Here is a 22,092-nt window from a genome sequence, read left to right on the forward strand (position 1 = left end):
CGGAGTGCCGGTCGGCCGAGCCGTCACCGGGGTTCGGCGCCGCACTCGCGCAGGGCGGTGCCGAGGTCCGCCGCGACGTCGAGGATCTCGTCGGCTCCCGTGATCTCGAGCAGTCGCTCGACGCCGGGGTGCAGCGGTCCGGCGATCCGCAGCGGCCTGCCCTCGGCCCGGTGGTCGGTCTGCGCCCTGAGGAGCTGGTTGAGGAGCACGCTGTCGGCGAAGGTGAGGTCCGACAGGTCGATCACGGTGGCCTTGGTGTGCGGGTCGTGCAGCGCCTGGGCGAACGCCTCGACGACCTCTGCGAGGTTGTGCAGGTCCGCCTCGCCGGAGATCGTCACCGCGGTGACGCTTCCGTGCTGCTCAACGCGGGTGTCGTTTCTGCCTGATGTCATGGCCCGTACCTTCGCACACCCACGGGCGCGCCCGCGCCGTCACCTGTGGTCCCGCCCGGCAGGACCCTGTCGCGTTCGTGCCCGGTGACAGAAACGACAGGCAGCGATCCGGTCAGGGGGTTCCGTGGCGCCCCGGGGCGGCGGCCGTCTCCGCTTCCTGGGGGAAACCGGTCGCCGCCTGCCCGCTGTCGCGCATGATGCCGCACCACATGCAGTCGCTGCCGTGCAGCGGCGACGGGAGCCAGAAGGCCTCCGCAGGCATCGACGGCTCTGGCGGGTAGGCGGGGGACGAGTCCATGCCTCTGCCAGTGCCCGCGCTCGGGCCGGTGACACGGGCGCGAGCGCTCCAACCTGCGCAGCTCGCGCTCACGCCGCCGGCGTGGTCTCCGGCCGGGTCAGCGCGTCCGGCTCCGCGGCGGTCGCGACGGAGGCGGGGACGATGCCGGTCCCGGCGCCGTCCGCAGCGTCGTCGGGAACCCGCTGCGCCGTGTCGCCCAGCACAGAGTCGTCCTCGGGACGGGCGCCGGGGAGCTGGTGACGCGCGGCGACGAGGGCGCTGTCGATGTCCCGGGTGCCGGTGGTCACGCACAGCGTGTAGGCGATGTCCTCCATGCGGCGCCGGGCTTCGGGGGACCCTTCCTCCGCGTTCAGCGCGAGCAGGGTCGCGTACTGCTCCAGGAGCCGGGTCAGGACCGCGGGATGCGCGAGAAGCATGCGCGACTGCCAATCTGATCGTGGGCTGGGCGCCCGGACGACGGTTCGCGTCCCCAGTGCCCGGCCCGGGCGCATGCATGCGTCTCCCCGGCATCACGGGCATTCCGGCATGGCGCCCGGGAGCCGTGGGCCCGGGCGGAGGCGTGTGGGGCCGGTGATGTGGGGCAATCGGGGAGGAACACACGACCTTCGGTCGCCATCGAGCCCGTACCAGGAAGAGAGCGAGGCCGCCATGAGCTTTGCGGACGCGACGGAGCAGCCCGGTATCAGCAGCGCCGATGCCAGGTCCCAGGTCCGCTCGGTGCTGATGGAGGTCTGCTGCGGCCTTCCCCTGCCCGAGGCCCGGCGCCTGCGCGACGACGCCTTGCTCGTGGTCAGTGAACTGATAGCGAACGCGCTCCAGCACGCGGGCGGCGTGACCCGCTTCAGCATCCGTCTGAACAGCGACGAGCTGCAGTTCCGGGTCAGCGACAGCAGCGGTGTCCGTCCGCGCTCGCCGGACAACGAGGCGGGCCGGCCGGGGTGTTACGGCTGGGCGATGGCCCGGCGGCTCTGCTCGCGTCTCCAGGTCACCACGGACGCGGTGGGCAAGACGGTCACGGCCGCGCTGGCGCTCCCGCGCGCGGCGCAGCTCTGAAGCCCGGTCAGCTCGCGGCCCGGTACTCGCCGCGCCGATGCCTTCCCCGGGCCGCCTCCGGATCGAAGGAACCGCCCCCGCTCACCCTGTCCTCCTGAATGGCCCGGGCCGCCGTGGAGTCGCCGGCGACGAGGTCCACCATGACGGACCCGGCCGGGGCGTGTCTGGACAGCTCGGTCATCTGCGCCACCAGACGGCGCGCCTCGTCGATCGTCCGCGCGCCCGTCCGGTCCAGCCCGGCGGGCGCACCGTGGATCAGCACATCGAAGGGCACCCCGTGCCCCTTGCCGGTGGTGACCGACGCCTCGATCCGCATGTCGCCTCCCTGAGTGACGCGTCGCCGCGTTCGCCGCACGACCGGAATCCCGTACCCCGAGAACGGCCGTGTACCGCGTCGGATCCGAAGGGGACCCGGCGGCCGGCCGCCGAAGCGAGCACGAATACGTGTCCGAGCCAGGGGTACCCGGCCCGGCGCGGGGAGATCTTGTGTCCATACGGCGAAGGAATTGAGGCCATACCTATGTCCGGCACGACGGTGCAGCAGGCGGAGCGGCGAGCGGTCGACCCGGGGCTGGTGGAACGGGCCTACGCGGACCCGATGTCCATAGCGCCCCGTGACGCCCGGGAGCTGGGAGCCCACTTCTTCGAACGTCTCTCCGCGCTCGAAGAAGGCACGCGCGCATACCAGTACGCAAGAAACACCCTGATCGAGATGAACCTGTCGTTGGTGCAGTACGCGGCCTCGCGGTTCAAGTACCGCGGTGACGAACAGCGTGAGGACATCGTCCAGGTCGGGACCATCGGGCTGATCAAGGCGATCGACCGCTTCGACCTTTCCCGCGAGGTCGAGTTCACCTCCTTCGCCGTTCCTTACATCGTCGGTGAGATCAAGCGCTTCTTCCGTGACACCTCGTGGGCCGTGCACGTGCCGCGCCGGCTCCAGGAAGCCCGGGTCGAGCTGTCCCGGGCCACCGAGGAACTGCAGACCCGGCTGGGCCGTCTGCCGAGCACCCGGGAACTGGCCGAGCTCATGCAGCTCGACCCCGCCGAGGTCGCCGAGGCGCAACAGGCGGCCAACGGCTACAACTCCGTCTCCCTGGACGCGACCGTGAGCGCGGGCGCGGACGAGTCGGACACTCTTCTCGCCGCCTTCGTCGGGCGCGAGGACGAGCGCTTCGAGCTCGTCGAGAATTTCCACGCGCTGGCCCCGCTGATCGCCGGTCTCGACGACCGGGAAAGGCTCCTCGTCCATCTCCGGTTCGTGGAGGAGCGCACGCAGCAGCAGATCGCGGAAGAGATCGGCTGCTCGCAGATGCATGTCTCCCGGCTGATCAGCCGTCTCGTGGCCAAGCTGCGCAGCGGTCTGCTGGCGGAGGACGACGCGACGCTCTGAACCCGCGCCGGGCGGGCGGCGAAACGGGAAGGGGCGGGCGGCCGAACGGCTCCCACCCTTGCGCGTTCGTTGGCGCCGTCAGGCGGAGTTCGCGCTCCGCAGCCACGCGATCGCCTCGTTCCGGTCGGACGCGAGCGGGAGAACGAGGTCCGTACCGGTGATCTCCATGACCCGCCGCACCACGGGCAGCACCGGACCGCACATCATCAGGGGACGCCGTTTCACCTCGTGGCCCGCGCGGGTCGCGAGGAGCTGGTTGAGCAGCGCACTGTCGGCGAAGGCCAGCTTCGAGAGATCGATGAGCGTTCCGGCGGTCGAGGGGTCGTGGAGCGCCGTCGCGAGGGCGTCCACCACGTCGGGCACGTCCTCCATGTCCGCCTCGCCGCCCAGATGGACAACGGCTATGCGTTCTTGCAGGTCAAGCACTACTTCAACGCTCGCGGACTCCATGAGCAGCACCTTCGCACACCAGAGGCCGCCGGCGCACCCCGCCCCCGCGCTCACCGGCGTTCAGCGGCCGGGCGGCGAGGTCAGGCGATGCGGACCGCCGCCCTGATGATCTTCCCCGTCCCGTCGGGCCGGATCACCACTTCCGCCCGCTCGGCCAGTCGCTGCACCAGGTCCCAGCCGAAGCCGCCCGGTTCCGTGGCGTCCCGGCGCGGCGACCTGGGCCGCCGGGTACTGCGGTCGCCCACCTCGATCACGACGCTCCCGTCGTCGGCGTACGCCTCGAACCAGTAGAGCCCCCCACCGTGGCGGCGGGCGTTCGACACCAGCTCGGAACAGATCAGCTGTGCCTCGGCCGTCACGGTCCGCGCCCGGGGCGTCTCCCCGGAATCGGTGTCGAGGCAGGAGAGGATCGCACGGCGCACCAGCGCACGCGCCTCCGCTCCCGTCAGGTCGAGCGGCGCCGAGGCGAACGCCGCCGGTGGACGGGCGACGTCACGGCCGTCGGAGTGCTCCGGTCTCATGCCGATCTCCTGCCCTCGTCCAGCACGAGCACCACTGGCCTGCGCGAATCCCTCACTGTGCACGCTCGTGACCTCCGAGAGTGAACACGTCCAGGGTTCCGGTGACGGTGAGCAGCCGCTCGACCGCCTCCCCGATCGGGCTGCGCAGCACGAGCCGCCGCTGCCGGGTGGACTGGGTGTGCAGAGCCTGCAACAGGGCGTGCAGCAGGGTGGAGTCGCCGAATCCCACCCCGCTCACGTCGATCTCCAGGACGCGGGGCTCGACCGCGAGGACCTCGGTGAGTGCTTCTGTGAGCAGGTACTCGGAGTCCTCGTCGCAGTCACCGGCGACGACGACGGTCGACAGCTGCGGATCGCGGTGCACGGTGATCTGCAAAGAAGCTCGCATGCACGCATTCTTCCACCCGTACCGAAACGGCTTTCGTCACCGTTCCGCAACAGCCGTGAACCACCTGACCAGGCGCCCCGTAGACCCCGGTGTGCGCGGATCAGTTACCGCGGCGAATCGAGACGAGAGAAGGCACCGAGATGGCCGGCGGCAACATCCAGATCAGCCCGGACGAGATGCGGGAGGCCTCGACCTGGCTGCAGAACCAGAAGGAACTCATGCAGCAGAGCCTGCACGAGGCCAACACCAAGATGGACGAGATGGTCGAGGCCGCCTACGCGACGCCGGGCTCGGAGTCCAAGTTCCGCCCGTACTGGGAGGAGTACAAGAACGGCACCGAGAAGGCCATCGAGGGTCTCCAGGGCGTCAGCGAGTTCATCAAGCAGGTCGCCGACGCGTTCGTCGACACCGATGACCAGACGGCCGGCTCCATCGGCTGAGGCTCCCCCGCATCGTCCGGCCCCGCTCTCCCCGTGAGGGCGGGGCCGGGCGGCTGGGACAGGAGAGGAGACACCGATGGGCAACATCAGCGTGCCCGTGCAGGACCTGAAGGACACCGTCAGAGAGCTCCAGAACATCGGGGACCTGATCGGGAACTCCGCGACGCTCTACCACGCCGCCGGCGAATCGGGGGACTTCAAGAGCCTGGCCGGCGACAGCAGACTCGCCGACGCCCTCGACGCGTTCGACAAGGCGTGGGTGGCGGGTCACGAGCGGGTGCACGACAACGTGAAGACGTTCGCCGACAACACGGACACGATCGCCGAGAACTTCACGCAGACCGACGAGGACAGCGCCAGCTCGCTGGACGACGACAAGCAGGAAGCGTGACGCGAGCACGTCGCGCCGAAGGGACAAGCGCCATGACGGAACCGGCCACGGAGCAGCGAGAGGCGGCCGCGCCCGCGGAGTACAGCCTGAGGTTCCCCGATTCGTGGTGGCATCTCGACCTCGACCCGAGCACCCGGGACGCGTCGATCCGCCGCCGTGTCGAGGCGCAGGTGGAGAAGGCCCCGCAGCTGACCCGCGAGCAGCTGGACGGGCTGATCCGCAATACCCGGCGCATCGCCCGCGAGGCGCACGCGCAGGGTGCGCTGCGGGCCGCGGGGATGCTCAGGATCCTGCGCGCGGGCAGCGGCCCCCTGGTGCTGAGTGCCACGACGGTGGTGCTCCGGATCTCCGTCCACGAGGACGACGCGGAGGATCTGGCGGACGTCGTCATGGCCGCCGCCGTGCAGATCGGCACCGAGGCGGAGGGCACCGGCATGCCGCCCGGCGAGGTGGAGCTGGTGGAGCTGCCGCACGCCGGAGCGGCCGGGCGGATCACCCGGATCGAGGACGTGGACTACCGGGGGACGCCGGTGCCCACCGCGGTGCGGCACACCCTGGTCCCGGTGCCGAACACCGACGACTACCTCGTGCTCTCCAGCTCGACCCCCAACGTGGATCTGGCGGAGCAGTTCTACGAGGTCTTCGACGCGATCGCGGAGTCGCTCCGCTTCGACGGCGGGGCCGGCGCGACGGAACCGGCGGCAGCCGGCAGCCCCACGAACAAGACCGAAAAGGACAAGTGAGGTCAGGCCATGACGCGCCCTGCGGTGTCCGATTGGGAAGACGTCTTCGGGTTCTCGGACGACCCGACCCCGGGTGACGCCGACATGCTCGGGGATCTCGCCCGCCAGTACCGTTCCGTGGCGGACAACGCGGGCGACGCCCTGCCCCTGGTGTCCGGCCTGGAGAACAACCAGGTCGGCGAGGGCAAGTCGATGGACAAACTCCGCGACAAACTCGGCGACCTGGCCAACCAGGTCCGCAAACTCCACGACTCCTACGACCAGGCAGCCGGCGCCCTCGACACCTACGTCCACTCCCTGCGCGACCAGCAGCGCAACGCCGACAACGCCCTGGAGAAGGGGCGCGAGGCCAAGGAACGGCTCGACTCCGCCAACGACATCGTCAAGGCCGTCGGCGCCGACATCACCACCCTCGACAACGCCAAGCCCGACAAGGACGACAAGGAAGCCCGCGCCGGGAACCAACGCGCCCTGGACGAGGCCCACTCCAAGCAGTCCTCCGCCCAGGCCGACGCCGACGACGCCCAGGCCGACCTGGACGCCGCCCGCATGCTCGCCGAGGACGCCCGCCAGGTCCGCGAGGAAGACGCGGCAACAGCCGCCCAGAAACTCGACGACGCCCGCGACGACTCCGTCGCCGGCTACAGCCTCTGGGACAAGATCAAAAAAGCCTTCAGCAAAATCCTCGGCATCATCAGCGCCGTCCTCGGCGTCATCGCCCTCCTCATCCCCGGCCTCCAGGGCCTCGGCATCGCCCTCACCATCGGCGCCGTCCTCACCGGCGCCGCCTCCCTCGGCATCAACATGTCGATCATGGCCGAGACCGGCGACTGGGACATCGCCGAGATCGTCCTCGGCATCGTCGGACTCGCCGCAGGCGGCGGCGCGCTCCTCAAGGGCGTCAAGGGAATCGGCGCCGCCCTCAAGGGCGTCAAACCGAACGCGGTCAAGCCGCCCGACGTCCGGATCAGCAGCCGCGGTCTGAACAGCCGTACCTGCAAGACCGACCCGGTCGACGTGGCCAGCGGCGAGATGGTGCTGCCGCAGACCGATCTGGATCTGCCGGGCGTGCTGCCGCTGACCGTCTCCCGCACCCATCTGTCGAGCTACCGCTACGGCCAGTTCTTCGGTCCCTCCTGGGCCTCCGTCCTCGACGAGCGCCTGGAAGCCGACGAACAGGGCCGGGTGTCCTGGGCCCGCGAGGACGGGTCCGTCCTGACCTACCCGGCGCTGCCCGCCGCCGCCACGGACGGGCAGGTGTGGCCCGAGGAGGGGCCCCGGCTGCCGCTGGCCCGTGGCGGGACGGGCCGCGCGGGCGAGGCCGTCTACCGCGTCGAGGACCCGCGCACGGGCGTCGTCCGCACGTTCGCGGACCTTCCCGGCGACGACAGCGGCCTGTTCTGGCTGACCGGGTGGCACGACCGCAACGACAACCGGGTCACGGTCGAACGGAGGCAGGACGGCGCCCCGACGGCCCTGGTCCACTCCGGCGGCTACCGTGTGACCGTCGAGTGCGCCGTCGGCCTGGTGACCGGGCTCGCGGTCGCCGCGCCGGGTGGTCCGGTGGAAGTGCTGTCCTACCGCTACGACGCCGAGGGCAACCTCGCGGAGGTCGTGAACTCGTCGGGCACACCGCTGGTGTTCGGCTACGACGACCGGGCCCGGGTCACCTCCTGGACGGACCGCAACCACTCCACGTACCGCTACGTGTACGACGACCACGACCGCGTCACCGAGACCGTCGGCCCCGACGGACACCTCTCCTCGCAGTGGTCCTACGACCCCGCCGAGCTGCGCACCCACTTCACCGACGCCTGCGGCGCCACGACCGTCTTCCAGCTCAACGACCTGTACCAGGTCGTCGCCGAGACCGATCCGCTGGGCCATGTCACGGCCACCGAGTGGGACCGCTGGGACAACGTGCTGGCCGAGACCGACGCCCTCGGCCACACGGTCCGCTACACGTACGACCGGTCCCACAACCCGACCGGCATCGAGCTTCCCGACGGGAGCAGGTCCACGTCGGCGTACAACCGCCTGAACCTGCCCGTCACGCTCACCGGCCACGACGGCGCCACCTGGCGGCAGGAGTTCGACGAGCGGGGCAACCTGACGGCCGTCACCGCGCCCGACGGCACCGTGAACCGCTTCACGCACCACCCCAACGGCGCGGTCGCCTCGGCCACCGACCCGGCCGGTGCGGAGATCTCCTACGAGGTCGACGGCGCGGGCCTCCCGGTGGCCCTCGGCAACCCGGCGGGGCAGCGGGCCACGATCGAGCGTGACGCGTTCGGCAGGCCCGTGCGCGTCACCGACCCGACGGGTGCGGTCACCCGGGCCGAGTGGACGGTGGAAGGCCTGCTCGCGGCGCGCACCGCGCCCGACGGCCGCACCGAGCGGCTGACCTGGGACGGCGAGGGCAACTGCCTCAGCAGCACCGACGCCTCGGGCGCCACGATCCGGTACGAGTACGGTCACTTCGACCTGCCGACGGCCCAGGTCACACCGGACGGGGCCCGCCACACCTTCGCGTACGACGCCGAGCTGCGCCGCACCCAGGTCGTCAACCCTCAGGGCCTCACCTGGGACTACACGTACGACGCCGCGGGCAACGTCACGGCGGAGTCCGACTTCGACGGCCGGGTGACCGCCTACGAGCTCGACGGCCTGGGCCGGATCGTCTCCCACACCACGCCGCTGGGCGATGTGATCGCCTTCCGCTACAACTCCGTCGGCGAACTGGTGGAGAAGGACGTGGCCGGGGCGGTCACGTCGTACGCCTACGACGCGGCGGGCGCGCTCCTGCGGGCCGCGTCCGACACCTCGACCGTGGAGTTCGAGCGGGACCTCCTGGGCCGGATCGTGGCCGAGACCGTCGACGGGCGCACCACCCGCTTCACGTACGACCTCCTCGGCCGCCGCACCTCCCGCACCACGCCCACCGGTGTGCTCACCGAGTTCGGCTACGACGGCAGCGGGGCGCGCGACGCCCTCGTCACCGACGGGCACCGGGTGGAGTTCACGCATGACGGGGTCGGACGCGAGCTGGAGCGCGTCTGGGGCCCGGTGGCCTCCCCGGTGCGCGCGACGACCTCGTGGGACCCGGCCGGGCGTACGGTCGCGCACGCCGTCGTCGCGCCGGGCCGCACCCTGCGCGACCGGTCCTACACCTACCGGGCCGACAACCATCTGACCGGCGTCGTGGACCGCGCGACGGGCAGGCGCCAGGAGTTCGCCCTCGACCGGGTCGGCCGTCCGCTGACCGTGACCGGGGACGACGGAAGCGAGTCGTACGTCTACGACGCGGCGGGCAACCAGACCGAGGCGTCCTGGCCCGACCGGGCTCCCCGGGCCGAGGCCCGCGGGCACCGCTCCTACCGGGGCACCCGGATTCAAGAGGCCGGCGCGGTGCGTTACGAGTTCGACGACGCGGGCCGCCTGGTGCTGCGCCAAAAGCAGCGGCTCTCACGGAAGCCCGACACGTGGCGGTACGAGTGGGACGCCGAGGACCGGCTGACCGCCTGCACGACCCCCGACGGCGTGCGGTGGCAGTACACGTACGACCCGATGGGGCGGCGTACCGCGAAGCACCGGATGGCGCAGGACGGCCGGACCGTTACCGAGAGCACGGTTTTCACCTGGGACGACTCCTCGCTCGCGGAGCAGACCGACTCCGTCACGGGCGTCACCCTCACCTGGGAGCACGACGGTCACCGTCCGCTCACCCAGCTCGAACGCAGGCCGCGGAGCCAGGGCGGGTACGACTCGCGGTTCTTCGCGATCGTCACGGATCTGATCGGCGCGCCCACCGAACTCGTCGACGAGCGGGGCCACCTCGCCTGGCAGTCCCGTGCCACCGTGTGGGGCGGCACGGCCCACCACCGGGACGCGACCGCGCTGACGCCCTTCCGTTTCCCCGGGCAGTACGAGGACCGGGAGACCGGCCTGTACTACAACTACTTCCGCCACTACGACCCGGAGACCGGCCGGTACACGGCTCCGGACCCGCTGGGCCTGGCGCCGGCGCCGAACCCGGTGGCCTATGTCGACAATCCGCAGGCGTGGAGCGACCCGCTGGGTCTCGCGCCCTGCAACGAGGCGGACATCGGCTGGGCCGGCCGGGTCAAGTACGCGGGGCTCGACTCGAAGAAGCGGCCGAAGGGCGTGTTCGCCAAGCTCGACCAGGGCATGACGGGCGGGAAGACCCGTCCGAGCGCCCCGTCCGAGCCGCCGGGCTGGCAGTCGGGGAAGAACCTCAACCGCGGGCACCTGCTCGGCGCCCAGATCGGCGGCTCCAACAAGAGCGTGCTGAACTTCGTCACGCTGCACCGCCACGCGAACGCGCCGGTCCACGTCCACTACGAGAACGCGATCCGCAAGGCGGTCGACGCCGGGGAGAAGATCCAGTACAAGGTGACGCCCATCTACAAGGGGAGCAACCCCGTCCCCACGGACATGAGGCTGAACGTCCGCGGTGACCGGGGCTTCCAGTTCACCCACCACAAGACCGGGGCCCTGGTGAACCAGGTGATCTTCCCCAACAAGCCCAAGTAGTCCGGCCTCCTGACGGACGTACGACAGAGGGCTCCCGCACCGTGTCACGCAGGTGCGGGAGCCCTCTGTCGTACGTCCGTCAGACCAGGGCCGGCGGCAGCACCGTCTCCGGGACCTGGACGGTGCGCAGCACACCGTCGCCCAGGTGCAGGATCGCGCGGCCCGGGCGGGTCGCGCCGAGGCGGCTGCGGGGCACCTTGACGCCGATCAGTTCGCCGTCGCTCATGTTCTGCGGCTTGAGCAGCAGACCGCACCGGTTGCGGCGGGCCTCGGCGTGCCAGCCGGAGAAGCCCGAGGAGAGCCGGTCGGTCTGTCCTGCGACGACCAGGCCGCGGCGGTTCTCCGCGCCGGACTTGGCGATGGCGGTGAGGACGGGCTCGGCCTTCGTCTTGAGCAGCAGGTCGGCGTCGTCCAGGATCACCACGGCGCTGCGCGGCGCGGACGCGAGCGCCGCCTCCAGCGCGGTGGGGTCGAGGTCCGAGTCGGAGAAGACCGCGAGCACCCCGGGCCGTCCGGCGAGCTGGCGCAGCGGCGAGCGGGCGGGCGCGCCGATGACGACGGACGTCCCGACCGACAGCAGCGACATGGCCAGCGTCGCCAGGACCGTGCTGCGGCCGGAGCGGGCGGGCCCGGCGACCAGGAACGTCGGCGTGACGGCGAAGTCGGGCCCGACGGCGGTGAGTTCGTCGCCGCCGACGCCGGCCAGCGCCCACCGGTGGGAGGGCAGCGGCCGCGGCGCGTAGCGGATCGCCTCCTCCAGGGTGAGCCGGTCCGGCAGGGTGTCGACGCGGAACGGGCGGGCGCCGTCCGGCAGCCCGGCCGCCTGCTCGCGGCACCGCGCGGCGATCTGCTGGAGCGCCCCGGCCTGCGCCTGGCCCTCGGGGTTCTCGGTGAGGAGCGCGATCTGCACCTCGGCCTTGTCGGCGGCCCGGAAGGCGCGGCCGGGCGGGATCTCGTCGGGCACGTTGCGCTGGGTGATGCCGATCTGCCCGTACTCGGACTTCTCGTTGAGCTTGAGGACGAGCTTGTCCTCGGTGGAGCCGTTGACCCGGCTGGAGAACAGCGCACGGTCACCGGTCATCACGAGGTGGATGCCGACGCTCGCGCCGTCGCGGAGCAGGTTCAGCACGGAGCTGAGCAGGTTGCCGGAGTCGTATTCGCCGAGCTGCTTGTCGAAGACCTCCCAGCGGTCGATGAACAGCACGATGTGCGGGGGCCGTTCGGCCTCCGGCAGGGCGCGGCGCAGCTCCGGCAGGTCGGCGCTGCCGCGGGCGGCTAGCATCTCCTGACGCCGGGTCAGCTCACGGGTGAGGCGGGCGAGCAGCCGGGCCACCCGGTCGGGCTGGCTGCGCTGGGTGATGGCCCCGCAGTGCGGGAGCCGCTCGATGGGCAGCAGGGCGCCGTTGCCGCAGTCGATGCCGTACAGGTGGAGCTTGTCGTCGCCGTGGGCGGCGGCGAGGGTGCCGGCGATGGTGCGCAGCGTCTGCGACCTGCCCTGGCGGGGCGAGCCGATGATGTGCAGGTGGCCGAGGGTCGCCAGGTCGACCACCAGGGGCTGCCGGGCCTGCTGGGCGGGCAGGTCCACGACGCCGTACGCGACGGGCGGCAGGTCGTAGTCCGAGGGCGGGGGCGCCGGGAGTTCGCCGGTGACCAGGACCTCGGGCAGCGGCGGGAGCCAGGGGCTGTGCTGCGCGGGGATGCCCATCTCGCGGTCCGCCGCGCGGATCGCCGTGACGAGCCCGGTGAGGTCGGTCTCCACCTCGTCGGCGACGGCGGCGGCGCGGGGGCGCGCCGGGAGCGGTTCGCCGAGCCGCTCCCAGCCGACGGCCACCGCCCAGGGCGCGGGCAGCGAGGTGGTGGAGGCGCCGGGCCTGCGGCCGCCGACGCGTCCGGACTGGAACGGGACGAGGGAGTTCTGGCCGAGGCGGACGTAGGCGCGGCCGGGGTTGCTCTGCGAGATCCCCGCGGCCTCACCGGAGTTGAGGACGTCCTGACTCTCGCCGCTGTCGGTCACCCGGAGCGCGATGCGCAGGTTGGTGTTGGCGCGGATCTCGGAGGAGACGACGCCGCTGGGGCGCTGGGTCGCGAGGATCAGGTGGATGCCGAGGCTGCGGCCCCGCTGGGCGATGTTGACCAGACCCTTCACGAAGTCCGGCAGGTCGCGCACCATCGAGGCGAACTCGTCGATGACGATGAGGAGCCGGGGCATCGGCTCGCGGCCCGCGCGCGGTTCGCGCTCCAGGAGGTCGACGTAGTCCTCGATGTCCTTGGCGCCGGCGGCGGCGAGGATGTGCTCGCGCCGGGTGAGTTCGGCGGTCAGGGAGACGAGGGCCCGCTCGACGAGGTGGGCGTCGAGGTCGGTGACCATGCCGACGGTGTGCGGGAGGTCGACGCAGTCCTTGAACGCGGAGCCGCCCTTGTAGTCGACGAGGACGAACGTCATGGCGTCGGGGCGGTTGGCGACGGCGAGCGAGGCGACCAGCGTCTGGAGGAGTTCGGACTTGCCGGAGCCGGTGGTGCCCGCGACGAGGCCGTGCGGGCCGTCGCGCTTGAGGTCGAGGTGGAAGGGGCCGTCCAGGGAGACGCCGACGGCGGCGCGGGTCGAGCGGCCCCCGGCCGTCCAGCGGGCCTTGATCGCGGCGGACTGCGGCGGGTCGAGGGCGAGGACGTCGAGCAGGCGCGCGGAGTTCGGGAGCACGGCGGCCTCCTCGTCGCCGCCGCCCGGGTCGCGCAGCGGGCCCATCGCGCGGGCCAGCGAGCGGGCCCAGTCCGCGGAGACCACGTCGGGGCGGACCCCGCCGACGACGCCGCGGCCGGAGCGGCCGACGCGGACGGTGCCGCCGGGCTCCTCGGCGACGACGGCCTGGCACTCCTCGGGCAGCAGCCGCTCCTCGGCGTCGAGGCAGACGGCGCGGACGCCGACGGCCGGGCCGTCGCGCAGGATCTGGGTGACGCCGGGCAGCGAGCGCAGCCGGCGGGCGCCGTCGAGGACGACGAGGACGTCGGGCCCCGCGGGCCTGCCCCGCCGTTCGGCGGCCGTCTGCGTGGCGCGTTCGGCGATCAGCGCGGTGAGTTCGGCGACCCGGCGGGCGCAGGTCTCGGTGCCGTAGCCGATGCTGGCCGGGGTGTCGCCGGACTTCTTGCGCACGTGCGGCAGCCAGCGCAGCCAGGACCAGCCGTCGCGGCCCTTCTCGCCGGTCGTCAGCAGATGGATCTGGAGGTCGCGGGGGCTGTGCAGGACGGCGGCCTGGGCGACGGCCCAGCGGGCCACGGCGCGGGCGGTCTCGCCCTGTCCGGCGATGCCGAGGACGTCGTGCTCGCGCAGCGGCACGGTCACCGGGACGTCGTACGCGGTCCAGGGGTCCTGGCGGCGGTGCTCGTCCTTGGTCGGGTCGTGGAGGACGACGTCGGAGTCCATGTCGGCGGTGCCGATGCGCAGTTCGAGGAAGTCGGCGTCGGTGGTACGGCGCTCCCACAGCCGGCGGCGCGGGCCGACGGCGGTCAGCACGACCTCGGCCGGATCGGGGAAGCCCCGGCGGCGGGCGGTGCGCTCGGCCGTCAGGGCCTGGGTCGCGTCGCCCTCGATCCGGGCCTTCTTCTCCTCGTACTCGGCGACCCGGTCGGAGTGGGACCGGCGCCCGGTGCGCCGGCCCATGATGAAGTTGCCGACGATCGCGACGGGCGAGAGCAGGCCGAACAGCAGCATCGACATACGGCCGAAGATCAGCGCTCCGGCACCGGCCATCACCAGCGGGGCGAGCGCGGTGATCCACGGGAGCGGCCGGGCGGCGGGCGGGGCCGGGGGCGAGGGCAGCGTGAAGCGGGTCTCGGTGCCGGGCGGCCGCAGCCGGGGCGGCCGGTTGTAGTCCCAGCCGGTGCCGTCCTCCGACGGCTGCACGGCCGCGTCCGGCTTCTGCGGCAGGGCGAGTTCGAGGAGGCTGTCCCCGGCGAGGAGCTGGGCCCCGGGCGGCCAGGCGGTGGCCTCGGTCACGTCCTCACGGTCCAGTTGCAGTACGGCGCCGGCCGGCAGGGCGGCGTCGGGCGTGATCCGGCAGCGGCCGCCGGGGCTCACCGCGACGACGGCGAGCGGCCGGGCCGGGTCGGAGCGCAGCACCTGGGCGGTGCCGTCGTGGCCGAGGCCGATGCGGTACTCGCCCATGTCGAGGCGGTGCACGGCGCCCGCGCCGGTCCCGCCAACGGTGCGGATCTCGACGAGTCCGTCCGGTTCGCCGGCCGCGGCGCCCGCCGGGCGGCCCAGGCCGACGATGGCGGCGTGGTGCAGCGGGGCGTCCCCGAGCCGCAGGTCGGCGGGGAGCAGCCGGTCGCCGGCGTACAGGCCGAGACCGCCCGCGGGCCGCGGTACGCCGCCCGCCCCGGCGAGCGCCTGGGCGACGGCGCTCACGGGCGTGTCGGGGTCGGCGTCGAGGTGGATGTCGAACGCGTCACCGCCCTCCTCGACCACGGTCAACATCAACGACACGAAAACGTCCTCCAGCCGGGCCTGAAACGGGGGCCGGGGCGGCCGCCTCCGGCGGCGCCCCCACCACTGATGGCCTCTACGGACCGCGTCGGCGGATGGTTCACTCCCGTCCCTGGTGAACCATCCGTGGCCGCGCCCCGTAGTGGCCAACGGGTGCACGGCGCGGCGGCTGCGCGGTGCCGCTTGACAAGGAGTCGGAAGATGATCTGGTACGTCCTGGCCGTGGTGCTGGGGCTGGCGTTGATCTGCGCGGTGACCGCGCTGGTCGTCACCGAGCGCCGTCGGCCGCGCAAGGCGAAGCCGGTGGCGGCGTCGGCGGCCGTGGTGAGCCGCGGGGCGCTGGACGTGGTCAACGCGGGGCTGCGCCGGCTGACCGGCGAGTGCCTGCGCTCCGGCCGGTTGCTGCCGGACCTGTACGCCGTCGTCTACTCCGAGCAGCGGCTCGGGCTGCTTCTTGCCGCACCCGAGGCGGAGGCGCCCGCGCCGTGGGCCGCCGAACAGGACGGCGAGCGCTGGGTGATCTCGACGGACGATCTGCACCGGCCGGGTCCGGAGGGTGAGCCGGCCCTGCCGTTCGCGCTGACGGTGACGCTGGGTCTGGACGGCCCCGACCGGGTCCTGGTCGATCTGTCCCGGGCGACGGGCGCCGTGTCGCTGGCGGGCCCGCCGGACGAGGTGCGGGCGCTGACGCGCAGGATCGTCGTCGAGGCGCTGGCCGGTCCGGTCGGGGCGCTCGCGCAGGTGACCCTGGTGGGGTCGCTGTCCGACGGCACGCTGTTGCAGGGCGACGAGAACCGCAGCTCGCGGCTGCACAAGGCGGCCAGTCTGGAGGAGGCGTTCGCCGTCGCGGCGACACCGGGCGGCGGCCCGCAGGAGCCCGACGCGGCCGAAGTGACCCAGATCTTCCGGCTGATCGAGGGCAGCAGCCGGATCGCCGTCCAGGGCGAGGCACCCCATCTGTTCGTCGTGGACGCCTCGCAGCTGCCGCGGCGCGAGGGGGCACTGGCCGGTATGCGGCGCGGGGACGCGCTGCTGGTGCTCGGCGAGGCTCCCACGGGGTGGCGCTGGCGGGTCCTGCCGGACGGCACGCTGGACACCGGGCCGCTCGGCCTCGGGATCACCAGGCACGCGGGGCGGATGGCGTGAGGTTCAGCCGGAGTCGGGGTCGTGGCCGCCCGCGTACATCCCGCGGTTGTGCAGCGCCTCACGCATGGCGCGGGCGGCGTAGTACGTACGGGACTTGACCGTGCCCGGTGGCACGCCGAGGACCTTGGCCGTCTGGTTCACGCTGCGTCCCAGATAGTGGACGTGCAGCAGGACCTCGCGCTGGGCCGGCCGCAGGTCGCCCAGCGCCTCGATGAGCACCTGGGAGGTGAGCATGTGGTCCACGCCGTCGGACACCGGCACGTGGGCGAGTTCCGGGTCGCCGGTCTCCGGTGGTCTGGCCTGGCGGGCGCGGTGGTGGTCGATGACCAGGTTGCGCAGCGCGGTGAACAGCCAGGGGCGCACCGAGTCCGAGGTCGGGTCGAGTTCGGAGGCGTGCCGCCAGGCGCGGATGGCGACTTCCTGGAGGACGTCCTCGGCCCGGTGCCAGTCGCCCTCGAGGCGCCGGGCGGCGAACTGGAGCAGGGCACTGCCGTGCCGGTGGTAGAGGGCTCTGAGGAATTCCTCGGGGCGGGGTTCCGCGCCGGTGGCACCGGGCTCGGGCGGGGGGCCGGGTATGGAGCCTTCGGTGGAAACACTGGCCGACAAGGCCTGTCCTCTCCGGTCGTCTGTGGGGGTAGACGGGTGCGGTCGCCTGCGGGAACCGATGGCGCCGCCGCGGTCCGGCGGGCGACGTGGGGCGCGCCCGCCGGACCGCGGCGGCGAGTGAACTCGCCCGGCCGGTCAGCCGGGTTCGTTCGAGGAGAGCGAGCTCACCTCTCGGGAGGTCAGTTCCCGGCCGAAGACATGGACGTCCGCGATGTCACCGTTCCAGTGGTCGGCCGCCTTGCCGTTGAACTTGCCGCGGCCGATCACCACGGTGCCGGTCGGCTCGACACCGTTGGAGGCCTCTCTGGTCCCCGCGAGCCGGCCGTCCACGTAGATCCGCATCCGGTGGTCCTTCTGACTGTACGTGCCGGTCAGGTGGTACCAGTGATCGGGCTGAGGCTTTTCGGCCGTCTCCGCGACCGTGCGGGCGCCGAGGAAACTGAAGGCGAAGTTCCCGTCGGGGCCCGAGAATTGGAGGTAGAAGGTACTGGTCCGGTCGCCGTCCTCGGAGACGGCTGTGTGGATGCCGGTCATGTTCTGTGAAGAGGCGCGCACACGCGCGGCGACAGAGTAGTCCTGGCCCGCGGTGTCGAGCCGGAGGTTGGTGTCGGCCTGCCCCGTGCTGCCGTCGAGGCGCAGGGCGCCGCCCTGGGGGCCTTCGGTCCACCGGGCACCGCCACTGACCGTGGCGTCGTGCTCTCCGGCGCGCGCGGTGCCGGACCGGTGCAGGGGCCACCACCCGAGCCCCCGCAGCGGATCGGTCCTGCTTTCGGGACTCGACGTGGCCGGTTCGGCCCCGTCGGCGCCCTTCCCGGCGTCCTGGTCGCGCACCAGGTGGACCACGACGAACGCCAGGGCCCCGGCCAGTACGGCTATCGTGGTGATAAGTGGCCATCTGCGCGTCATGGAGGTCCCTTGCGATACGGCATAGCTGTGTCACTGGGGATACGGGGGTGACGGCAGAACGGTTCAGTGGGCATGCACCTTGTGAACGGGCTGTGCGCCGGGCCCACCCGGGGTCAGCCGCCGGTGCGGCTCGCCACGTAGGCGCGGTACTCGGTCAGGCTGTCGCCGCTGAGCGGGTAGTAGTCGGAGAGCCGGGCGCCCTGGTCGAGCCGGAGCCGGGCGAACGCCTCGCGGTCCTGGTGGAGCAGGGAGTCCTCGGCGAGCGGGACCGCCTTGTCCTGCGGGACGACGACCGCGCCGTCCTCGTCGGCGACGATCAGATCGCCGGGTGTGACGAGTGAACCGCCCACACCCACCGGCACGTTGAACGCAGAGGGGAACAACTCGGTCTGCGAGGCGTAGTGCGGAGTGACACCGGTGCACCAGACGGGGACGCCGAGCGCCCGGATCCGGGCCGCGTCCCGCACCCGGCCGTCGACGACGATGCCGGCGCCGCCGCGCAGCTTGAAGTAGCGCACCAGCATGTCGCCGAGGCAGCCGGTGAAGTGGCTGCCGTGCGCGGAGATCACCAGTACGTCGCCGGGCCGCACCGACTCCAGGACGCCCCACAGCGGGGTCCTGCGCTCGATGTCCTCCTGCTCCGCGCCGTTGAAGACGTCCTCGCGCTGCGGCAGGAACTGCAGGGTCACGGCGCCGCCGGTGACCTTGACGTCCGGCTCGCGGTGCAGCGGCACGGGGCCGTCGATGAAGGTCCGGGTGATGCCCATCTGGTGCAGCTTCGCGCAGGCGGTCGCCGCGCTCACGTCCCGCAGCGCCTCCACCATCCGTGCGGTGGGCCGGGTGTAGGACGCGGTGTGGACCGGCGCTCGCATCGACTCGTAGCCGGCGTGGTTCTCCCCATTCGGGTGCATGCACGTGCCTCTCCGCGCGCTCGTCGCACGCAACGCCAGTGACATCATCGCCTATCGATGGTAGATAACAGCCAATCGATTAGCGCTGTCAATGCTGTTCACATCGCCCCCGCGTCAGGAGCAAGCCGTGCCCGGTGCCCGCCATGAACCGCCTCAACTCCCTTCCCGCACCGACTGGTTCGAGGAGGCGCGGTTCGGCCTGTTCGTTCATTTCGGCCTCTACAGCATGGCGGCGCGGCACGAGTGGGTGCGCAGCCGGGAGGCCATGTCGCAGGAGGCGTACGACCGTTACCTGGAGCGCTTCGACCCGGACCTCTTCGACGCCCGCGAACTGGCCCGGGCCGCACGGGAGTCGGGCATGAAGTACGCGGTCCTGACCACCAAGCACCACGACGGTTTCTGCCTGTTCGACTCGGCGCTCACCGACTACACCTCGGTCCGGGCCACCGGCCGTGACCTGGTCAGGGAGTTCGTGGACGCGATGCGCGCCGAGGGGCTGCGGGTGGGGCTCTACTACTCGCTGCTCGACTGGCACCACCCGGACTTCACGGTCGACGAGCACCATCCGCTGCGCGGCACGGACGCCGAGCGGGAGCCGCGCGACATGGCGCGTTATCGCTCCTACATGGAGGGTCAGCTGCGCGAACTCCTCACGGGGTACGGCGACATCGACCTGCTGTTCTTCGACTTCACCTATCCGGAGAAGGGGGCGGAGGCGTGGGGCGCGGAGCACCTCATGTCGGTCGTGCGCGAGTTGCAGCCGGACATCCTCGTCAACGACCGGCTCGGCGTGCCGGGTGACTACATGACGCCCGAGCAGTACCAGCCGGACCGCCCCCTGGAGCGGGACGGCGAGCGGGTGCTGTGGGAGGCCTGCCACACGCTCAACGGGTCGTGGGGGTACGACCGCGACAACCACGACTACAAGGATCCGGCGCTGCTGGTGCGGATGCTGGTGGAGTCCGTGGCGTGCGGCGGCAATCTGCTGCTGAACGTCGGCCCGACCGGCCGGGGCGCCCTGGACCCGCGCGCCCGGGACACGCTGCGGGCCATCGCCGGGTGGAGCGCGCTGAACATCCGGTCGGTGCGCGGCGCCGGGCCGAGCGCCTACGCGCCGCCGCCGGGCGCGCTGTACACGCAGCGCGGCCGGTACCTGTATCTGCATCTGCTCGCCTGGCCGCTCAAGCACCTCCATCTGCCGGGGCTCGCCGGGCGGGTGCGGTACGCCCAGTTCCTGCACGACGGTTCGGAGATCCGTTTCCAGGAGATCGATCAGGCGCCGCCCGAGCACAACAACCTGGCGCCGCACAGCCAGCCCGCGGGCACCCTGACGCTGACCCTGCCGATCGCCCGGCCGGACGTGCCACTGCCCGTCATCGAACTGGAGCTGACCGCCGGCACCGGCGATGGCGATGAGTAGACCCGGCCCGTTGAGCGAGCGCCTGCTGCCCCTTCCGGCGGGGGCGCTCGCCGACCCCGCCGGGCGGCTGCCGGTGCCCGACGTCACGCGGCGCTCGGTGTGGGACGCCGTTCCCGGAACGCTAAGTGAGCGCGTACTGGGCGACGCGGCACGGGAGTTGGGGCGTCCGAAGCCCCGGCTGACGGCCGGGGCGTGGGCCCGTGCGCTGCGCGACGGGAACCGGAGTGCGTACGAGGACGCGGCCTGGCGGTTGCAGGAGCGGGTCTCCCTGCTGTGTCTGGCCGCCGTCCTGACCGGCGAGTCGGCGGACGCGGCCGATCCGGCGCCCGGCGCCTGCCCGCACCTGGACGCGGCGGTCGACGGACTCGTGGCGTTCGCCGAGGCGAGCACCTGGTGCTGGGCGCCGCACGAGCGGTTCGCGGCGGCGCGCGGCGAGGTCGTGCCGGATCCCGACGACCCGTACCCGGACCTGGGCGCGGCCGAGGTCGCCGCGCTGTTCGCGTGGGCGGACCACGCGCTCGGCCCGCATCTCGACCGCCGCGCGCCGGGGCTGCGGCGGCGGCTGCGGCGGGAGGTGGACCGGCGGCTGCTCGGGCCGTTCGAGCGCCGCAGGGACTGGGCGTGGCTCGGCGCGGACGGCGGCGCCAACAACTGGAACCCGTGGATCCATGGCGCGGTCCTGGCCGCCGCGCTGCTCCTGTGCGACGGCGCGGACGCCGAGGAGCGCCGCACCCGGCTCGTCTCCCTGGTGGTCGAGGGCCTGGACCACTACGTCCGCGTACTGCCCGACGACGGCGGCATCGACGAGGGCATCTCCTACTGGTGGGCGGGCGCCTGCCGGCTCCTGGAGATCCTCGATCTGCTCGCGGCGGCGGGCGGACCGGCGCTCGACGCCCGGGAACTTCCCCTTCTGGCCGCGCTGTTGAAGTACCCGCGGCGGATGCACCTCGGCGCCGACCGGTATGTGAACGTGGGCGACGCGCCCGCCCGTCTCGACACGGCCCAGCCCTGGCAGGTGCCGTTCCGGTGGGGCGGACGGCTCGGGCAGCCGGACACCGTGGCGCACGCGCTCGCGGGAGCGCGGCAGCAGGGCTGCGCCGCTCCCCCGCGGGCGGGACTGGGCCGGGCGCTGACCGCGCTGGCCGACCCGGACTGGTGCCGGGCGGTGACCGGGCCCGTACCGCGGCCTTCCTGGCCGGCCCGCGAAACCTGGCTGCCCCGGCTACAGGTTCTGGTGGCCCGGGAGGCGGCCGGGAGCACCGACGGGCTCACCCTCGCCGTGAAGGCCGGACACAACGGCGAGCACCACAACCATCTGGACGTCGGCTCGTACTGGGTGGCGGTGGACGGGCGGCCGCTGGTGGTCGACGTGGGCCGGCCCACGTACACAGCCGAGACCTTCGGCCCGGACCGCTATGCGGCCTGGCCTCTCACCAGCGGCTGGCACAACGTGCCCGAGCCGGGCGGTATCGGGCAGGCCCCCGGGGCCGCGTTCCGGGCGCGGGAGGTCGAAGCCGAACTCAGCGATTCCCGGACGGGGTTGAGCGCCGAGCTGAGTGCCGTCTATCCGCCGGGCACGGTCGCGCGCTGGGACCGCACGGTGTGCCTGAGGCGGGCGTCGGGCGAGACCCCGGCCGCGTACGTGAGCGTCGAGGACCGCTGGCGTGGCGGGCCGCCCGAGGTGGCGCTGCGGCACGTCCTGGCCGGGCATGTCGAGCACGGGGACGGCTGGGCCACGGTCACCGCCGCGGACGGCGGGCGGGGCCTGGAGATGCGCTGGGAGCCCGGCGCGGTCACCGCCACCGTGGAGCGCCGAAAGCTCGACGACCCCGTTCTGACCAGGAGTTGGGGAGAGGCGCTGAGCCGTCTCACGCTCACCGTGCGGACCCCGGGGCCCCAAGGCGGGCTCTGCGTACGGTGGTTGGTTGCTGCAGCACCCTTGAACTAGCGAAGGGGCCGTCCTAGCATCAGCAATCGATAGACGATAGTCGCTGAGACGC

19 protein-coding genes and 1 pseudogene are annotated in these 22,092 nt (G+C 72.5%); 9 read left to right on the forward strand and 11 right to left on the reverse strand.

Translation table 11 applies throughout. From position 1 onward, the window contains the following. Positions 1-23: 23 nt before the first annotated feature. The 3 genes and pseudogenes from K377_RS06830 to K377_RS42700 form a co-directional block, all read right to left on the reverse strand. On the reverse strand, positions 24-392 hold the full coding sequence (locus K377_RS06830; RefSeq protein WP_111662269.1) for an STAS domain-containing protein: 369 nt from the start codon (positions 390-392) through the stop codon (positions 24-26). Positions 393-504: 112 nt separating this feature from the next. Continuing rightward, positions 505-654, reverse strand: a complete 150-nt coding sequence (locus tag K377_RS41580; protein WP_161195141.1) for a hypothetical protein — start codon at positions 652-654, stop codon at positions 505-507. A 233-nt stretch (positions 655-887) separates the two neighbouring features. Further along, positions 888-1,106: pseudogene (locus K377_RS42700) on the reverse strand (DUF5133 domain-containing protein); the annotation flags it as partial. Between the two features lie 232 nt (positions 1,107-1,338). On the opposite strand from K377_RS42700, the gene K377_RS06840 reads away from it, so the two are divergent. Next, positions 1,339-1,743 (forward strand): ATP-binding protein, encoded by a 405-nt coding sequence (locus K377_RS06840; protein ID WP_111662271.1) that lies wholly within the window; start codon positions 1,339-1,341, stop codon positions 1,741-1,743. Between the two features lie 7 nt (positions 1,744-1,750). Here the strand turns inward: K377_RS06840 and K377_RS06845 are convergent, their stop codons facing one another. Beyond that, positions 1,751-2,059 (reverse strand): hypothetical protein, encoded by a 309-nt coding sequence (locus K377_RS06845; protein ID WP_111662272.1) that lies wholly within the window; start codon positions 2,057-2,059, stop codon positions 1,751-1,753. Positions 2,060-2,263: 204 nt separating this feature from the next. Here K377_RS06845 and K377_RS06850 point away from each other — a divergent pair, with 204 nt between their 5' ends. Next, positions 2,264-3,136, forward strand: a complete 873-nt coding sequence (locus K377_RS06850) for a SigB/SigF/SigG family RNA polymerase sigma factor (RefSeq protein WP_111662273.1) — start codon at positions 2,264-2,266, stop codon at positions 3,134-3,136. Positions 3,137-3,214: 78 nt separating this feature from the next. On the opposite strand, the gene K377_RS06855 is transcribed toward K377_RS06850, so the two are convergent. From K377_RS06855 to K377_RS06865, 3 genes are all read right to left on the reverse strand, one after another. Next, complete coding sequence (locus K377_RS06855) at positions 3,215-3,562, reverse strand: STAS domain-containing protein (protein ID WP_161195142.1); 348 nt, start codon at positions 3,560-3,562, stop codon at positions 3,215-3,217. A gap of 104 nt (positions 3,563-3,666) precedes the next feature. Then, the gene (locus K377_RS06860; protein WP_111662275.1) at positions 3,667-4,107 is read right to left on the reverse strand and encodes an ATP-binding protein; all 441 of its coding nucleotides are present in this window, start codon (positions 4,105-4,107) and stop codon (positions 3,667-3,669) included. Positions 4,108-4,159: 52 nt separating this feature from the next. Next, positions 4,160-4,495 (reverse strand): STAS domain-containing protein, encoded by a 336-nt coding sequence (locus tag K377_RS06865; protein ID WP_111662276.1) that lies wholly within the window; start codon positions 4,493-4,495, stop codon positions 4,160-4,162. 140 nt (positions 4,496-4,635) lie between these two features. On the opposite strand from K377_RS06865, the gene K377_RS06870 reads away from it, so the two are divergent. The 4 genes from K377_RS06870 (at position 4,636) to K377_RS06885 (ending at position 10,623) form a co-directional block, all read left to right on the forward strand. Next, positions 4,636-4,935, forward strand: a complete 300-nt coding sequence (locus K377_RS06870; RefSeq protein ID WP_111662277.1) for a WXG100 family type VII secretion target — start codon at positions 4,636-4,638, stop codon at positions 4,933-4,935. 76 nt (positions 4,936-5,011) lie between these two features. Further along, positions 5,012-5,326, forward strand: a complete 315-nt coding sequence (locus tag K377_RS06875; protein ID WP_111662278.1) for a hypothetical protein — start codon at positions 5,012-5,014, stop codon at positions 5,324-5,326. Positions 5,327-5,358: 32 nt separating this feature from the next. Further along, positions 5,359-6,069, forward strand: a complete 711-nt coding sequence (locus K377_RS06880) for a hypothetical protein (protein ID WP_111662279.1) — start codon at positions 5,359-5,361, stop codon at positions 6,067-6,069. A 24-nt stretch (positions 6,070-6,093) separates the two neighbouring features. Beyond that, positions 6,094-10,623: a DUF6531 domain-containing protein gene (locus K377_RS06885; RefSeq protein ID WP_161195143.1), complete on the forward strand. Its 4,530-nt coding sequence runs from the start codon at positions 6,094-6,096 to the stop codon at positions 10,621-10,623. 79 nt (positions 10,624-10,702) lie between these two features. Here K377_RS06885 and K377_RS06890 read toward each other — a convergent pair whose 3' ends face one another. After that, positions 10,703-15,094, reverse strand: coding sequence for an FtsK/SpoIIIE domain-containing protein (locus K377_RS06890; RefSeq protein ID WP_111662281.1), 4,392 nt, complete (start codon positions 15,092-15,094; stop codon positions 10,703-10,705). A 210-nt stretch (positions 15,095-15,304) separates the two neighbouring features. Between K377_RS06890 and K377_RS06895 the strand changes: the two genes are divergently transcribed. Beyond that, on the forward strand, positions 15,305-16,249 hold the full coding sequence (locus K377_RS06895; protein WP_111662282.1) for a hypothetical protein: 945 nt from the start codon (positions 15,305-15,307) through the stop codon (positions 16,247-16,249). A 3-nt stretch (positions 16,250-16,252) separates the two neighbouring features. Here K377_RS06895 and K377_RS06900 read toward each other — a convergent pair whose 3' ends face one another. The 3 genes from K377_RS06900 to K377_RS06910 form a co-directional block, all read right to left on the reverse strand. Beyond that, the gene (locus K377_RS06900; RefSeq protein WP_111662283.1) at positions 16,253-16,855 is read right to left on the reverse strand and encodes a sigma-70 family RNA polymerase sigma factor; all 603 of its coding nucleotides are present in this window, start codon (positions 16,853-16,855) and stop codon (positions 16,253-16,255) included. Positions 16,856-16,990: 135 nt separating this feature from the next. After that, a complete protein-coding gene (locus K377_RS06905; protein ID WP_111662284.1) occupies positions 16,991-17,761 on the reverse strand; it encodes a LamG domain-containing protein in 771 nt (256 codons plus the stop codon). Between the two features lie 113 nt (positions 17,762-17,874). After that, positions 17,875-18,672 (reverse strand): ribonuclease activity regulator RraA, encoded by a 798-nt coding sequence (locus tag K377_RS06910; protein ID WP_237551812.1) that lies wholly within the window; start codon positions 18,670-18,672, stop codon positions 17,875-17,877. Between the two features lie 127 nt (positions 18,673-18,799). Here K377_RS06910 and K377_RS06915 point away from each other — a divergent pair, with 127 nt between their 5' ends. Both K377_RS06915 and K377_RS06920 read left to right on the forward strand, forming a co-directional pair. After that, on the forward strand, positions 18,800-20,092 hold the full coding sequence (locus tag K377_RS06915) for an alpha-L-fucosidase (RefSeq protein WP_111662285.1): 1,293 nt from the start codon (positions 18,800-18,802) through the stop codon (positions 20,090-20,092). 10 nt (positions 20,093-20,102) lie between these two features. Beyond that, positions 20,103-22,040 (forward strand): heparinase II/III family protein, encoded by a 1,938-nt coding sequence (locus tag K377_RS06920; RefSeq protein WP_237551813.1) that lies wholly within the window; start codon positions 20,103-20,105, stop codon positions 22,038-22,040. Positions 22,041-22,092: the final 52 nt, after the last annotated feature.

The sequence above is a fragment of the Streptomyces sp. PsTaAH-137 genome (assembly GCF_003259365.1).
Taxonomy (GTDB): domain Bacteria; phylum Actinomycetota; class Actinomycetes; order Streptomycetales; family Streptomycetaceae; genus Streptomyces.